General features: G+C 31.3%; 14 protein-coding genes. 10 read left to right on the forward strand and 4 right to left on the reverse strand.

The window, feature by feature from the left end; genetic code table 11:
- Positions 1-192 precede the first annotated feature (192 nt).
- The gene (locus I6U51_RS20835) at positions 193-1,845 is read left to right on the forward strand and encodes a peptide ABC transporter substrate-binding protein (protein ID WP_246517559.1); all 1,653 of its coding nucleotides are present in this window, start codon (positions 193-195) and stop codon (positions 1,843-1,845) included.
- A gap of 143 nt (positions 1,846-1,988) precedes the next feature.
- On the opposite strand, the gene I6U51_RS20840 is transcribed toward I6U51_RS20835, so the two are convergent.
- The 3 genes from I6U51_RS20840 to I6U51_RS20850 are packed head-to-tail and all read right to left on the reverse strand — an operon-like array spanning position 1,989 to position 4,483.
- On the reverse strand, positions 1,989-3,071 hold the full coding sequence (locus I6U51_RS20840; protein WP_211144485.1) for a dipeptide epimerase: 1,083 nt from the start codon (positions 3,069-3,071) through the stop codon (positions 1,989-1,991).
- Positions 3,072-3,095: 24 nt separating this feature from the next.
- Complete coding sequence (locus tag I6U51_RS20845) at positions 3,096-3,899, reverse strand: serine hydrolase (RefSeq protein ID WP_211144486.1); 804 nt, start codon at positions 3,897-3,899, stop codon at positions 3,096-3,098.
- Positions 3,900-3,913: 14 nt separating this feature from the next.
- A complete protein-coding gene (locus I6U51_RS20850) occupies positions 3,914-4,483 on the reverse strand; it encodes a M15 family metallopeptidase (protein WP_211144487.1) in 570 nt (189 codons plus the stop codon).
- 406 nt (positions 4,484-4,889) lie between these two features.
- Here I6U51_RS20850 and I6U51_RS20855 point away from each other — a divergent pair, with 406 nt between their 5' ends.
- The 7 genes from I6U51_RS20855 (at position 4,890) to I6U51_RS20885 (ending at position 11,854) form a co-directional block, all read left to right on the forward strand.
- Positions 4,890-6,863 carry a methyl-accepting chemotaxis protein gene (locus tag I6U51_RS20855; RefSeq protein ID WP_211144488.1) on the forward strand — a complete coding sequence of 658 codons (1,974 nt, stop codon included), beginning with the start codon at positions 4,890-4,892 and terminating at the stop codon, positions 6,861-6,863.
- A gap of 246 nt (positions 6,864-7,109) precedes the next feature.
- Positions 7,110-7,670 carry a nitroreductase family protein gene (locus tag I6U51_RS20860; RefSeq protein ID WP_211144489.1) on the forward strand — a complete coding sequence of 187 codons (561 nt, stop codon included), beginning with the start codon at positions 7,110-7,112 and terminating at the stop codon, positions 7,668-7,670.
- A gap of 417 nt (positions 7,671-8,087) precedes the next feature.
- Positions 8,088-8,264 (forward strand): aspartyl-phosphate phosphatase Spo0E family protein, encoded by a 177-nt coding sequence (locus I6U51_RS20865; RefSeq protein WP_178907419.1) that lies wholly within the window; start codon positions 8,088-8,090, stop codon positions 8,262-8,264.
- Positions 8,265-8,472: 208 nt separating this feature from the next.
- On the forward strand, positions 8,473-9,174 hold the full coding sequence (locus I6U51_RS20870) for a response regulator transcription factor (protein WP_211144490.1): 702 nt from the start codon (positions 8,473-8,475) through the stop codon (positions 9,172-9,174).
- 81 nt (positions 9,175-9,255) lie between these two features.
- On the forward strand, positions 9,256-10,179 hold the full coding sequence (locus tag I6U51_RS20875; protein ID WP_211144491.1) for an ATP-binding cassette domain-containing protein: 924 nt from the start codon (positions 9,256-9,258) through the stop codon (positions 10,177-10,179).
- Positions 10,172-10,918, forward strand: a complete 747-nt coding sequence (locus tag I6U51_RS20880; RefSeq protein WP_211144492.1) for an ABC-2 family transporter permease — start codon at positions 10,172-10,174, stop codon at positions 10,916-10,918. The genes I6U51_RS20875 and I6U51_RS20880 overlap by 8 nt, the downstream gene beginning before the upstream one ends.
- Before the next feature lie 84 nt (positions 10,919-11,002).
- Positions 11,003-11,854, forward strand: coding sequence for a sensor histidine kinase (locus I6U51_RS20885; RefSeq protein ID WP_246517561.1), 852 nt, complete (start codon positions 11,003-11,005; stop codon positions 11,852-11,854).
- 288 nt (positions 11,855-12,142) lie between these two features.
- Here I6U51_RS20885 and I6U51_RS20890 read toward each other — a convergent pair whose 3' ends face one another.
- Positions 12,143-12,625 (reverse strand): L,D-transpeptidase family protein, encoded by a 483-nt coding sequence (locus tag I6U51_RS20890; RefSeq protein ID WP_211144494.1) that lies wholly within the window; start codon positions 12,623-12,625, stop codon positions 12,143-12,145.
- A gap of 461 nt (positions 12,626-13,086) precedes the next feature.
- On the opposite strand from I6U51_RS20890, the gene I6U51_RS20895 reads away from it, so the two are divergent.
- Both I6U51_RS20895 and I6U51_RS20900 read left to right on the forward strand, forming a co-directional pair.
- Positions 13,087-14,610, forward strand: coding sequence for a sugar ABC transporter ATP-binding protein (locus I6U51_RS20895; RefSeq protein ID WP_211144495.1), 1,524 nt, complete (start codon positions 13,087-13,089; stop codon positions 14,608-14,610).
- The gene (locus I6U51_RS20900) at positions 14,594-15,544 is read left to right on the forward strand and encodes an ABC transporter permease (RefSeq protein WP_211144496.1); all 951 of its coding nucleotides are present in this window, start codon (positions 14,594-14,596) and stop codon (positions 15,542-15,544) included. The genes I6U51_RS20895 and I6U51_RS20900 overlap by 17 nt, the downstream gene beginning before the upstream one ends.
- The last annotated feature ends 9 nt before the right edge of the window (positions 15,545-15,553 follow it).

Consider the following 15,553-nt stretch of genomic DNA (forward strand, 5'->3'; position numbering starts at 1 on the left):
GAACCTTTCGATTGGTGATATTTGAAATAAATGACATATTGGAATATAAATATTTCATATTTCTGAAAAATCTATTTTTATATATTGAAAAAAATTTATTTTTTAGTTACAATTTAATAAGAATAAAATACCTTTATAGGCTAATTTATCAAAAAAATTTTGGATTTTGTTCTTTTATAAAAAGGGGGGAAATTGGTGAAAATTAAATTTGTTAAGATTGGGACTATTCTTATTTCTGTTATTATAACTATGACGGCTTTAGCAGGTTGTGCGGGGAAAGATAATGCTAATTCAAAAAAAGATCAAATCATACGATATAATCTTGGTGCAGAACCAAAAACTTTAGATCCAGGATTAACCAATACTACTGAGGGGATAACAGTGGCTGCAAACTCTTTTGAAGGATTACTAAGATTAGATGAAAAGGAAAATATCGTACCTGGAGTTGCAGAAAAGTGGGAAGTTTCATCAGATGGATTAAAATATACTTTTAATTTAAGGAAGGATGCCAAATGGTCTGATGGAAAATCTGTTAAAGCAGAAGATTTTAAATATGCTTGGCAAAGGGCCTTAGACCCTAATATTGCCTCTGAATATGCATATCAACTTTTCTATATAAAAAATGGCGAGGCTTTCAATAAAGGCAAAGTCAAGGCAGAAGATTTAGGAATAAAGGTTATAGATGATAGTAAATTAGAGGTTACGCTCGAATATCCAACTAGCTATTTTCTATCACTTACAGCTTTTCCAACCTATTCACCGGTAAGAAAAGATATCGTTGAAAAAGATCCAAAAGCATGGTCAAATAAAGCAGATACTTTTGTATGCAATGGACCTTTTAAAATGCAGGAATGGAAGTTAAAGGACTCGATTAACTTTGTTAAGAATGATAACTACTGGAATGCAAAGTCTATAAAATTAGATTCCTTACAGTTTAAATTACTTGAACAAGCTTCAAGTGCTCTTTCAGCCTTTAGAGCCGGACAAATAGATTTTATGGAGGCACCACCGCTTCAAGAAACTCCAAAGCTTTTGAAGGAGGGGGTTGCTAAGGCTTATCCATACCTTGGAACTTGTTATATTTCACTAAATGTATCTCCTAAAGCAAAAGAAGTAAGTGCTGATGCTGCTAAGGCTTTAAGTAATCCAAAAGTAAGAAAGGCTCTAGCGCTAGCTATCGATAGAACGCAAATAGTACAGAATGTAACAAAGGGTGGACAAAAGCCCGCAACTGCTTTTGTAAGCACTGGAATTAGTGAAGATAAATCCGGTAAAGACTTTAGAAACAAAGACTACTACAAGCCTGAAGCAGATGTGGTGGAAGCAAAAAAACTCTTAGCTGAAGCTGGTTATCCTGATGGAAAAGGCTTCCCGAAATTAAGCTACTTATATAACACTGCAGAAGATAATAAGAATATAGCTGAAACTCTTCAAGATATGTGGAGAAAAAATCTAGGAATAACTGTTGATTTAATAAACCAAGAAAAGAAAGTATTTATGAATACAAGAAAAAATAAGGAGTATTTAACTGCAAGAGGCAGTTGGATTGCTGATTATAGCGATCCTATGACTTTCCTTGATATATGGGTAACAAATGGAGGAAACAATAATACTGGTTATAGCAATCCTGAATATGATAAAAAAGTAGGTGCTGCTAAATTAGAAAAAGATACTGCAAAGAGAATGCAGCTGCTTCATGAAGCAGAGGATATACTTATGAATGATATGCCTGTAATACCAATTTATTTTTATGTAAGTGTTGGATGCTCTAAGGATTATGTAAAGGGTGTTCACAAATCACCGTTAGGAATGACTTTATTTGATACTGCTTATATTCAAAAATAAAGACAATATTAAGATGTGAAATAAGTTTACCTTAAAGTTTTAAAGCAGCGAAATCAATTAAAAATACACGCTGACGTATAAGTTTCAGCGTGTATTTTATGTTGACTGATTAAGCTATTGATTATTTTTCTCCTAAACAACTTCTATTTGAGTCCCTTTATACCTTTTATACCAAGTCCTGGTTCATCAATTAGTCTTATCTTGTAATCCTCGAAAATTGCTCCACCATCTACAGGGTCTTCACTGCATAATACAGGTCCATCTAAATCTATTTTAGTTATAATGCTCTTAGCTGCTGCTAAATGAACTGCTGCGGTAACACTAACTTTTGCTTCAAGCATACAGCCTATCATACACTCCATCCCATATACTTCTGCCATAGAGCATATCTTTAGAGCATTATGCAGTCCGCCAGTTTTCATAAGCTTGATATTAATGAGATCCGCAGCTCTCAGCTGCATTATCTTTACAGCATCTGCTGGTGAAAACACACTTTCATCTGCCATAACGGGAATAGATACGTTGTCTGTTACAAATTTTAATCCATCAATATCGTGAGATTCTACGGGCTGTTCTACAAGTTCTATATTGAGTCCTGCATCTTCCATTTTTCTTAGAGTATAAACTGCTTCTTTTGGTTTCCAGCCTTGATTAGCATCTATTCTAAGATTTACGTCATAGCCTACAGCTTTTCTTATGGCTTTCATTCTTTTGATGTCCATATCAGAATCTACACCAACTTTTATTTTCAAGGTTTTATAACCATGCTTTATGGCGTCTATACTATCTAAAGCCATTTGTTCAGGATCGTTAACACTTATGGTTATGTCTGTTATAATTTCTTTTCTATAACCACCTAAAAGTTTATATAAAGGAGCTTTGTATAATTGTCCATATAAATCATATAGTGCTATGTCCACTGCAGCTTTAGCACTAGTATTTTTTACTACACACTTATCAAGTTTAATCATTATCTCTTCAAAATTTTCAATATCCATACCAATAATTGATTTTTTTATATGATCTTCAATAGCTGCTATTATAGCACCTTTAGTATCGCCAGTTATAATTCCTGTTGGAGGTGCCTCACCATAGCCTATATTACCGGTATCAGTAATTATTTTAACTATTACATCCTCTACACTATGTACAGTTCTAAGTGCAGTTTTAAAAGGTCTAACTAATGGAACAGATATGTGCCCAATCTGTATATCTTTTATTTTCATATTTTTTAATCCCCCTTATAACCACTATTTATTAAAAAAGTTATCAATATCACTTTTCATTAAAAAATATTCATAAACAGCCTTGGAAACCTTAGCTACAAGTCCACGAGCATAGCTGTCACTTTCAGCTTCATATGTAAGCATGACAAAAATATAATCCCCAATTTTATCATTATATACAATACCAGTATCATGCTTTACACAGCTTATATCACCTGTTTTATGAGCTATTTCAAGTTCATCTGGCAAATACATTCTCATCATAGCATTGTCCAATTGAAGTTTTAATATTTGAAGCATAATATTGTCATACTCCTTATTTACAAGCTCTCCATGATAAAGCTTATCGAAAAGCAAAGCAACATCCTCTGCACAAGTGTAATTTTCTTTTCCTTTTTTAGCAGATTCAAAATCCATCATTTTTCTTTCAAGCGCCGTGTTCTTATATCCTTGCTCTTTTATGAAGTTGTTTATATTTTCTATTCCCAGATTATCTATGAGTACATTTGTAGCTGTGTTATCGCTTTGAATTGTCATTAAGGTTAGCAAATCTTTAATGCTATAAGATTGTATAGATTGGAGTACAGATACTATGCTGAAAGGAACCTTTTCCTCGTCACTTATGATGATTTTTTCCTCTAAGTCTAACTTGTTCTTTGCTGCCAAGTGAAAGGCCATTTCAAGTATAAATAATTTTATTATAGAAGCGGAGGATACCTTTGCATCAGAGTTTACATTATAAATTTCACCAGTCTTATAGTTTTTTATTATTAAACTATATTTAGAGTTAACTTCTTTTAAAAGATTGTTTAATTGACTATTTAGCATTACAATCACACCTCTTATATAAATTTATCTAACTGTACATCTAAAATGTCGTATTTTTTCCATTCTGTATCTATATAATGCCACCATTCAGAATCTATATAGTCGAAACCAAATTTGCACATACTTTCTGTTAAATAGTTCAAATTCTTTCTTGCTTCTTTCTCCATATTAGGGTTATCTCTTCTTGCCTTTAAAGAGAAATCATCAAAGGAGGAAGGCATTATAACTTCTTTTCCTTCATTTGTGATTAATGTTACATCCACTGCAGCTCCATAACTATGTTTGGAACCGGCCTTTGCAGGATTAGCTACAAATCTACTGTCCGGCAGTATGTCCCAAAATATCTGCTGTACATAAACAGGTCTATAGGCATCCCATACCTTTATCCTATAACCATCCTTTTTTATTTCGTCATTTACCCTAATTAGCTTTTCTGCGGTTTGCCTTCTAAGTACACATATATCTATAGGATATATTTTTTTACCAGTAAAATTGTTTTCACTAGCATATCTAAGCTCTATAGAAATAGTGTTATCTAAATCGCTCAAGCAAACCAGTCCATCTATCTCTTTTATTTTCCCCATGTTTTCACATCCTTAGAAATCTCTATTTGGTGTTGAATTGATTTTTACTACATCATTTTTATAGAAGGCAAGGTGTTATAGTTAGCAAACATTAGATAAATAACATTTTTACCAATTATTATAATACTATAGATAGACTAATACAAGAGTATATAGGCTAAGTTTTTACATTGAAAATCTATATATAATCTCAAAATATAAAAATATCTTAAAAACTTTTTTGAAAAATAATTAATGAAGGATATATTTATCTGGAATAATCTATAAATATAACTTATAATATAGTCAAGATGTATAATTAATCCGAATATTCAAAACTTCACATTGTTTTCTGTAAGATTTATATAGAGAGAGACTTAATTGTTGCATAATACATTTTTATAAATATGAGGAGGCGGAGGAAGAAATGAAATTATCGATTCAAAAGAAAATTTTAATTTTTATTACAGTACTTATAGTAACAGCAGTATTTATACTAGACCTTGTTAATTACAGAAAGACTAATTTGATTATGGACAAGTCCTTGCAAGATCAAAGCTATAAAGTCATTCAAACTGTAGACTTTACATTAAATAAGTTCATGACTAACATGGAAGGAACTATAAATTTAATAGACAATTGTGGAATTTTAAATTATAATCCTACCCCTGAAGAAGGACAAAATATGATAAAATATTTTACTTCTATAACAAAATCAAATTCTGATATATCAGCTGCTTATTTTGGAACCAAGGATAAGAAGACCTTTATTAACTCAACTACAAAGTTGCCTGATGACTATGATCCTACTTCAAGAGGATGGTATAAGAAAGCAGCAGAAGCAAAATCACTTGTATGGACAGATCCATATTTAGATGCCTTTACTGGAAAGATGGCAATTACTGTGGCAAAACCAGTAATTGTCAATAATGAAGTAGTAGGAGTATATGCTTTAGATATACTATTAGATACTATTTCAAACTTTCTTTCTAGTGTAAAGCTTGGAGATACTGGATATTTCACTATACTGGATTCTAATAATATGGTTATAGCTCACCCAGCAAAGGATTTCATAGGTAAGGAAATCCCTATTAAAGAAATAAAGGATGAGGTATCAAAAAATAAGAAAGGTACATTAATTTACACTTATAATAATATTAAAAATTATGCAATTTATAATACTTTAAGTAAAACAAATTGGAAAATAATGGGTGTAATTGAGTACAAAGAGAGCAAGGCTAATTCTAATGCAATGCTTATTAATACTATAATTTATGGTGCAGCTATTCTATTGGTATTAATAGTGGTTGGAGGATTTATTACTGGAAGGATAACTAAAGATATAAAAATACTTTTAAAAGATATTGAAAGAATGGGGCAAGGGGATTTATCTATAAGAACAAATATAAAATCAAATGATGAAATAGGAGTTTTAGCAAAAGAATTTAATAAAATGATAGAAGATTTGAGCAGCTTGATTTATAGTGCTCAAAATATAACTAAAAAGGTTAAAGAAAAATCACAAAGCCTAGAAAATACAAATAAGAAAACAGTAAGATCAGCAGAGGAGATTTCTAAGACTATAGAACAAATAGCACATGTTACTACTGAGCAAGCAGAAAATTCATCAATAGGAGCAGAAAAAGCAGCAAAGTTATCTGAAGCTGTGGAAATAGTTACTGCTTCAGTTGAAAAGGTAGTCGACTTATGTAATAATACTCAAAGTGTAAATGGATATGGTACTACTGTAGTTAAAAACCTTATAAATATAACTCAGGAAAGCAATGAATCATCAGCTAACGTAAAGAAAGCTATTGATGAGATAGACAGTAGTTCAAAAGAAATAAATACAATTATAGAAACCATAAATAGTATAGCAAGTCAAACTAATCTTTTAGCACTAAATGCATCAATAGAAGCGGCAAGAGCCGGTGAAGCAGGAAGAGGTTTTGCAGTTGTAGCAGAAGAAATAAGAAAACTTGCAGAGCAATCAACTGACTCTACTAGCAGTATTAGAGAATTAATTGTTAAAGTACAGAATCAAACCCAAAATGCTGTTGAGGAAATGAACAAATCAAAAATGATTGTTGATAAACAAACAGAGTCAGTAAGAATTACAGAAAAATCCTTTAATGAAATTAATAACTCAATTAATGGACTATTAAATAGTATTTATCAAATAGAAGAAATGAATAAAGCTGTAGGTAATAGAAAAAATGAAATTCTAGATGTAATTGAGGGGATTGCAGCTGGAGCAGAGCAAACTTCAGCTTCTACAGAAGAAATATCTGCCTCAACAGAAGAACAGCTTGCTGTAATGATAGAAGTAAGTAATATTACAAAAGAGCTAATGGAGATTTCTGATAAATTAGATGGTGAGATTTCAAAGTTTAAGATTTAAACATATAAAGTTCTTATAAAATTGAAGATCTAAGTATCAAATTATTTTTAATTTGCACTTAGGTCTTTTTTTAGTAAAAATAAAAAATCCCCTGTGAGGGATTGAAAATAGGAAGCTATTATTTATGTATTAGTATTATTTATGTAACTATATATTTTAAAAGTGCGTACTTGCATTTGATAGGTATAATAGTATAATTGTAACTAAAATGCATAATAAAAAGGCAATATATAGGAGGATTTCAACATGAATGAAACTTTAAAAAGCATAAGAAATAGAAGAAGTACAAGAAGTTATCTACCAGAACAGATTAAAGATGAAGAATTAAAGGCTATAATAGATGCAGGCATTTATGCACCAAGTGCTACAAATAAACAGCCATGGCACTTTACTGTAGTACAAAATAAGGATCTCATTGATAGATTAAGTGACGGATTTAAAGAAATCGCAAGAAAATCAGATAACGAGTATGTTAAAAAATATGGTGAAAATGAAAAATTTCATGTGTTTTATAATGCACCAACAGTAATATTAGTTTCCGGTGATGAAAGTAATAACTATGCTTCAGTTGACTGTGCAGCAGCAGTAGAAAATATGCTTATAGCAGCAGAATCATTAGAAATTGGATCTTGTTGGGTTGGATTTATTGCTTATCTGTTAAATAGTGAAGAAGGCAAGGAGTTTGTTAAAGAACTTGGAATACCAGAGGGCTTCAAACAAATACACTCAGTAGCTCTTGGATATAAAAAGTTTAATTTGACCAAAGCACCTGCAAGAAAAGAAAATATAGTAAATTATATAAAATAGTATAACATAAAAATCTGCTTAATAAACATATCTTTGATATTGAAAGTATAAATAAACAGATGAAGGATATTCTCTATAAAGCACTTAGATAGTTCTAAGTGCTTATTTAAATGTAATAAATTAGAAACAGTTACTTAACAAACAAGACATGGTTTCGTAATATTTGTAGTTTACAATAATTTTATCCTAAGTTATTAAGAATTAGAAAAAGTTATTCTTAATAATTCCCTTAAAAGTTAAATTTATTGATTTAAGCACTGGTGAAATACTAGTGCTATTTTTTTATTAAACAAATAGGCAAGATATGTTAAGTATCTATACAAGCTATATTAAGGATATTCAAATTAAAATTTGTATTGCTAACAGATGATTAATTTAACTCACCTGTGGTAAAACTATTGCTTGGAGGTGTTTTGAATGTCAGAGTTAGAAGACTTATTAAAAGACGTAAATACATTAAGGGAAAACTTAGAACAATTAATAGAACTAAAAGAAGGTAACTTAATAGATTCAGAAGTAGTTACAGCTAGTAAAATATTAAATGCAGCACTGAATCAATATAATAAATTTATAAATGACAAGATTAAAAAATAGAGGTGTAATAACACAGATGGCGGCAGTAGGTCTCATGATTAGTATTTATAGGAGAAAAAATCTATCTAATATTACAATAGTAAGCATAAAGCGTGAGAATACTGTATAATGGGGGAGCAGTTATTGTATTAAAAAAGCATATCAACTTTACAAAAGTGGAAAACTTTGATAGATTTTGTTTATAATCTATCTGGGGGGAGATTTAAGTATGAAAGATAACGTAAATATATTAATTGTAGAAGATGATTCGGATATAAACAACCTTCTGCATAAAATATTAAGTAAAAATGGTTACAACATCAGATGTGCCTATTCAGGGTCAGAAGCTAAGATGTGTTTTGATAACTATGATTTCCAGTTAGTTTTACTGGATTTAATGCTGCCTGGAGCAACAGGTGAGGAACTTATAGAGTATATAAGAAAAATTAATACAGTACCAATTATAGTTATATCTGCAAAGCCTGGACAGGACATAAAGATAGATGTTTTAAAACTAGGAGCAGATGATTTTGTATCAAAACCTTTTGATGCCTATGAGGTTTTGGCGAGGGTTGAAGCACAATTAAGACGGTATATTGAATTTTCAAGTATCAATGAGAAATCTAATGTTTTATCACATAAAAATTTAACTTTAGATACGGAAACTCTGGAAGTTGCAGTTAATGGACAGTCTATTTCACTAACTGCGAGAGAATTTTCCATACTTCAAATTTTAATGTCTTATCCAAGCAAGGTCTTTACAAAGGCAAATTTATTTGAACATGCTTGGAACGCTGAGTTTTTAGGTGATGATAATACAGTTAATGTTCATGTAAGCAACCTTCGATCAAAAATAGCTAAAGTTGACCCAGATACAGAGTACATACATACAGTATGGGGCATTGGGTTTAAGATGAGTGATAAAACTTAATACTTTCTTAAACCTTTCTTTAAGCTTTCTTGTATATTTTATTCTAATATGTAAGTATACAAAGAAGGAGGGGGATACTAATTGAACGCAACAGTACTGAAAACTAAAAATTTAACAAAAAAATATCGCAGTTATGCTGCAGTAAATAATGTAAACATGGAGATAAAGCAGGGAGAGATATATGGCCTTGTTGGTAAAAATGGAGCAGGAAAAACTACTTTACTCAGAATGATAACTGGACTTACAATGCCAACAAAAGGAGAAATTCAAATCTTTGACGAAACATCAGAGGCAGGATTAAACAAAGCTAGAATGAGAACGGGATGTATTATTGAGACACCAGACTTTTTCCCATATTTATCTGCAAGGAAAAATCTTGAGTATTACGGAATTCAAAGAGGGATTGTAGAAAAAGAAGCTGCTCATCATGCACTAGAAATGGTTGGGCTTTTGAATACCGAAAAGAAAAAGTTTAAAAACTTTTCCCTTGGAATGAAACAGCGCTTAGGATTGGCTTTAGCTATCATGGCAAGTCCTGATTTACTCATATTAGATGAACCTATAAACGGACTTGACCCTACAGGAATAGTAGAAGTAAGAGATATTTTACTAAAGTTAAACAGAGAAAGAAATACTACAATTATAATATCAAGCCATATATTAAGTGAGTTAAGTCAGCTGGCAACTACCTATGGGTTTATTCATAAGGGTGAATTTATAGAACAAATATCAGCAGTAGATTTAAAGGAAAAATGCAAAAACTACCTATCAATAAAAGTAGACAATACGGAAAAAGCAGCAGCTCTAATAGAAAATCAGCTTAAATGCAGCAATTATGAAGTGCTTGGCGATAACGAAATAAGATTATATGAAAAAGTAGATAAACCTGAAATTATATCAATGGCCATTGTTAATAATGGAATTATGTTATACTCCATATGCCAAATGGGTTCACAATTGGAGGACTATTTTATCAATTTGGTTGGGGGGAATAAACATGATTAATTATATAAAAGCTGAACTTTTCAGAAACTTTAACAGAGCATACTTTTGGATTTACACAGGAGTAATATCAGCTTTGTTATTAACAATTGTTATTATATTTAATGTAAATCATATATCTAGTATAAATTTAAGTGCTATAATACAGATTAGTAATCATATGATTCTTATACCTGTATTTTTGGTGGCAGGTATTATTGAGATGGTCATAGCGGAGGAATATAAAAATAAAACTTTAAAAAACGTTATAACTTTTGGATTACCAAGAACTAAATTGATTCTATCAAAGTTTATTGTTACAGTTATTCTCTCTTTTATAGCAGCTATTATTATGCTAACTATATTTTATGGAAGTGCAGCAGTATTATTAGGTCTTGGAAATGGATTCCATGGAATATTCTTAGATCATATTGCAAGATTAGCAGCAGCATTACCACTCTGGATCGCAGCTATAGCAGTAGGTACTTTTCTTAATGTTGTTATTAGTAACAGCACTATATGTGCCTTTGTATATGCTGGAGTATTTTTAATGACATCACAAATTGTAAAATTATTGGCATTCCTTGTTTCGCATAAATTCAAGTATGTATATGATCACTTGATTACAAGCCAATTAAGCAAATTAGGTGGAAATATAGTATCAAAGCAGGATCTCACTTCTGCAGCCATTATAGGATGTGTATATACTATTGTATTCTTAATTTTTAGTATATTATACTTTAGAAATAAGGAAGTCAAGTAGAAAGAAAGGGTGATATATATAGAAGTATTAATAATTACTATTCTTATAAGCGTGATAATTATATTTGTCACCCTATATGTTTTATTGCGTAAAGAAGTTAAAAGTATAACATATCAGTTAAATAAAATTAACAGTAGTAAAGCCAATTCAAAAGTGCTGCTCTCATTAAGAGATAAGAGCCTAGAAGGACTAGCTTTAGAAATAAATAAAACCTTAGAGGACAAAAGGAAAACAGAAGTTGAATATAAAAAAATAGATTTAGAACTTAGGCAGGCCATTGCAAATATGTCACATGATCTCAGAACTCCACTTACATCAATAATGGGATATATTCAACTTACTGAGGATGAAAGCTTGCCAATTAATGAGAAAAAAGAATATATGGATATAGTAAAAAAGAGAGCAAAGTCTCTTCAAGCTTTAATAACCAGTTTTTATGAATTATCAAGACTTGAGGCGAAAGAATATAAATTTGAGTTTAAATCACTAAGCTTACCTAATATACTTTGCGACATAACAGCCTCCTTTTACAATGATTTCATAAATAAAGGAATAGAGCCAGCTATGGATATAGATGAAAAAGCAGCAATGATTATTGCAGACGAAAATGCACTAAGACGAGTATTTTCAAATCTGATACAAAATATGATAAAGTATGGAGAAAAAAGTGTATTTATATCTCTAAAGCAGCAGGATAACTTTATTATTATAGTCTTTAAAAATGATGCGCCAAATTTAAGTGTAGAAGATGCGTCACATCTATTTGAACGATTTTTTACAGTGGATCGTACAAGAAACGGAAATAATACTGGTCTTGGACTTGCTATATCAAAGCAGTTGCTTGAACAGATGGGACATGAAATTTCTGCAGAGCTCCTTGATGGGAAACTTGGCATAACAATAAAATTTAAGATGTATAGGGTTTCTGACTCATAAGTTGGCTTATGCTGTAATTTAATTTGGCAATTTTTATAGTATGAGAGAGGATAAATAATTGACAATTGACAGTGGACAATGAAGGAGGATTTTTCTACGTTACACTACGAAAAATCTTTAAATTTATTAGCGATGTTTTGCCTTAGCAAAACAAGCCTGAAAAAATAAATTAGTTTTCAGACGTAAGGAAGAAAACTCACCTTAACTGTCAATTGTCCTCTGTACTCTGTCATCTGAAAAGGTTACCAACATATTTTAGTGTATAAGTTAACTTTCGGTCTATGAACGCTACATCTTATTTAATTCAGAGGTAGGGCCCATTATTATTACTGGATTTTTTGATGGGTCCATCCACATCAATATATTTAAAAGCTTATCCTCAGGCATACCAACACAACCTAAGGTTCCTCCACCTGAGTATGGTGCTATATGCATAAATATGCCGCTGCCGTTACCGTATATCTTGTCAGAGTTATAGTTAAAATCTGTTGCTGCCGCATATTTATATAATGGTTGAGAGGACAAAAGCTCATAATCTATAAATCTATTTTTAGGATTGCCCTTATAGGTCATCCAAACATTATATTCGTCCCAAGTAGAATTGCTTACCCAATAATCATAGGGACCTGCTTCCCTGAAGGGAAATTTAAATCCGGGATTCCCATTCCAGAATATTCTTTTAATATTAGGTGCAGCCTGAGCTTTAAAATTAGATAAAAATATTAAAAGTACAGTGAAAATTAAAAATAAGTTCAGCTTTAACTTTTTCATAATATAAATCTACACCTCATTTTCGTAAAGTAGGATTCTATTTCTATATTGTACCAAAGCAATACAATGTTTTCCACACAGGGGGCAGAAATTATGTTGATTTCTTAAAGGGTTGAATATAATAAAAAATACAGTAAAGTAAATAGCATAAAGAGAACCATCGGTATTATATAACTGATGGTTTTTTAGCTTGTAATTTTAGTGTTTAAAGCTCTCAGCTCTTTAATCTAAGAAAGAAATTTACTATAAGAAGGTTTGTTAAAAATGTGTAAATATTTAAATAAAATAAAGAGAATATAATAAAAAAAATTTTCATATTTTGTAATAGCAATATATTAAGAATAAGATTGACAATATGATTACTAGTTAGTTTTAAGGCTTTTTATAGATAAATAATGTATACTGGCGAAGAAGTCAAGCACCAAGGCTTACTATCCATATAAGTGAAATGAGGTGAATTAATGGATGTTCTAATGAAGGCTGAAAGTATATGCAAAACCTTTCCAGGTGTAAAGGCTCTTAACAATGTAAATTTTGAACTAAGAAAAGGGGAAGTTCATGCACTGCTTGGAGAAAATGGTGCAGGCAAGTCTACTTTAATGAAAATTTTATCTGGAGTTTATCAGAAAGATAGTGGAACTATATTTTTAAATGGAAAGGAAGTAAATGTTGCCTCTACCAGAATTGCCCAGGATATGGGCATAAGTATTATTCACCAAGAATTAAATTTATGTCCTCATCTTACAGTAGCCCAAAACATATTTATAGGAAGAGAATTTTCAAAAAGAGGAATAATTAATGAAAAAAAGCAAAAAGAAGAGGCAAAAAAGATACTTGATAGACTGCATGTAGATATTGATCCTAATGAAAAGGTTAATAAATTACCTGTATCTAAACAGCAAATGGTGGAAATTGCAAAAGCTCTTTCAACAAAAGCTCGGGTAATAATTATGGATGAGCCTTCCTCTGCACTTACTGAAAAAGAAATTGAAGACTTATTTTCTATAATTAAAGAGTTAAAGAATCAAGGTACTGGAATCGTCTACATTTCACATAGATTAGAGGAGCTGGAAGAAATAGTTGACAGAGTTACAGTTCTGAGAGATGGAGAGTATATACAGACCTTAAATTTCAAAGATACTGATTTAGAGGCTTTAATAGGTTTAATGGTTGGAAGAAAACTAGATGAAAAGTATCCTAAATTAGTTATGAAAAGAGGAGAAAAAATTTTAGAGATAAAAGGTTTTAACAAAGGGAAAAGAGTAAAAAATGTTTTTTTTCACTTATATAAGGGAGAGATTCTAGGCTTTGCAGGGCTTATGGGGGCAGGAAGAACGGATTTAGCAAGAGCTATCTTTGGCGCGGATAAAATTGATTCTGGAGAAATATATTTAAATGGGAAAAAGCTAAATATTAAGTCGCCGGCAGATGCCATAGCAAATGGTTTAGCTTATATTCCAGAGGATAGAAAGCATGAGGGGCTATCTTTAAGTATGAATGTAGCTTTTAACTTAACACTATCTAACATAGACTCCATTGCTTCACCAGCGGGAATAATAGAAAGGTCAAAGGAAAAGCAAATATCAAATAAGATTGTATCGGACTTAAAAATAAAAACACCTTCATTAGAGCAAATAGTTAAAAATCTAAGTGGTGGTAATCAGCAAAAAGTTGTTGTAGGAAAGTGGCTAACCAGAAATCCTAAAGTATTTATATTTGATGAGCCAACTAGAGGAATAGATGTAGGAGCTAAGATTGAGATATATAATATACTAAATCAGTTGAAAAAGTCAGGTATAGGGGTAATTATGATATCTTCTGAACTATCGGAGATTTTGGGAATATGTGACAGAGTTTTAGTTATGTGTGAAGGTGAAATAAAGGCAGAACTTAATTGTGAAAATACAAATCAAGAGGAAATAATGCATTATGCAACGCTATATACAAGTAGTGAAAAGGAGGAGGCAAATGGAAAAAGTAAGTAGCAGGCTTAAAATATCTAGAGAAACATCTCAATTGTTATCAGTATTAAGTGGTTTAATATTGTTATCACTGATATTTGGATTTATGTCAGATAAGTTTTTTTCAGTAGACAATTTGCTGACTGTTGCGCTGCAATCTGCAATTATAGCTATAATTGCCATTGGACAAACTTATGTAATTATAACTACAGGCATTGATTTATCTATAGGTTCTAATATTGCCTTAGCAGGTATAGTTGCAGCAATACTGATGACAAGCGGTGTTGCAGTACCTATTGCTGTAATTGGCGGCTTATTTTCTGGTTGTTTAGTAGGATTAATTAATGGATTAATAGTGGTTTATGGAAATATACCTCCTTTTATAGTGACACTAGGAACTATGAGTATAGTTAGAGGAGTTTCATTAGTTATTACAAAAGGTATCCCTGTCACCGATTTGCCTGAGGCTTTTACAACTATAGGAACAGGCTCTATAGCTAGTATACCTATCCCTGCTGTGATTATGTTTACATTAGTAGCAATTTTTGGTTTTGTTTTAGCTAAGACAAAACTTGGTAGGTATACCTATGCGATAGGTAGTAATTTTGAAGCGGCAAGGTTATCCGGGATTAATACAAAAAGAACATTGATATCAATATATATAATAAGTGGCTTTTTAGCAGCTTGTGCAGGATTAATCTTAGCGGCTAGAGTAGTATCAGCACAACCAACGGCTGGTACAGGTTATGAATTAGATGCAGTTGCAGCATCCGTTATTGGTGGTGCCAGTCTACTCGGCGGAGAAGGAATGATACTTGGAACCTTCATTGGTGCCTTAGTAATTGGAGTATTAAGAAATGGACTTAACCTTATAAATGTATCTGCATTTTGGCAGCAAATCGTTATTGGTGCAGTAATTATAGCCGCAGTTTATATTGACAGGGTTAAAAGAAAATAGTCTTCAATT

The organism is Clostridium aciditolerans, from assembly GCF_016316925.1.
Taxonomy (GTDB): domain Bacteria; phylum Bacillota; class Clostridia; order Clostridiales; family Clostridiaceae; genus Clostridium_AM; species Clostridium_AM aciditolerans.

Coding starts and splice junctions, on each gene's coding strand:
- I6U51_RS20840 (WP_211144485.1), bottom strand. CDS start 3,071: ATGAAAATAAAAGATATACAGATTGGGCACATATCTGTTCCATTAGTT.
- I6U51_RS20845 (WP_211144486.1), bottom strand. CDS start 3,899: ATGCTAAATAGTCAATTAAACAATCTTTTAAAAGAAGTTAACTCTAAA.
- I6U51_RS20850 (WP_211144487.1), bottom strand. CDS start 4,483: ATGGGGAAAATAAAAGAGATAGATGGACTGGTTTGCTTGAGCGATTTA.
- I6U51_RS20855 (WP_211144488.1), top strand. CDS start 4,890: ATGAAATTATCGATTCAAAAGAAAATTTTAATTTTTATTACAGTACTT.
- I6U51_RS20860 (WP_211144489.1), top strand. CDS start 7,110: ATGAATGAAACTTTAAAAAGCATAAGAAATAGAAGAAGTACAAGAAGT.
- I6U51_RS20865 (WP_178907419.1), top strand. CDS start 8,088: ATGTCAGAGTTAGAAGACTTATTAAAAGACGTAAATACATTAAGGGAA.
- I6U51_RS20870 (WP_211144490.1), top strand. CDS start 8,473: ATGAAAGATAACGTAAATATATTAATTGTAGAAGATGATTCGGATATA.
- I6U51_RS20880 (WP_211144492.1), top strand. CDS start 10,172: ATGATTAATTATATAAAAGCTGAACTTTTCAGAAACTTTAACAGAGCA.
- I6U51_RS20890 (WP_211144494.1), bottom strand. CDS start 12,625: ATGAAAAAGTTAAAGCTGAACTTATTTTTAATTTTCACTGTACTTTTA.
- I6U51_RS20895 (WP_211144495.1), top strand. CDS start 13,087: ATGGATGTTCTAATGAAGGCTGAAAGTATATGCAAAACCTTTCCAGGT.
- I6U51_RS20900 (WP_211144496.1), top strand. CDS start 14,594: ATGGAAAAAGTAAGTAGCAGGCTTAAAATATCTAGAGAAACATCTCAA.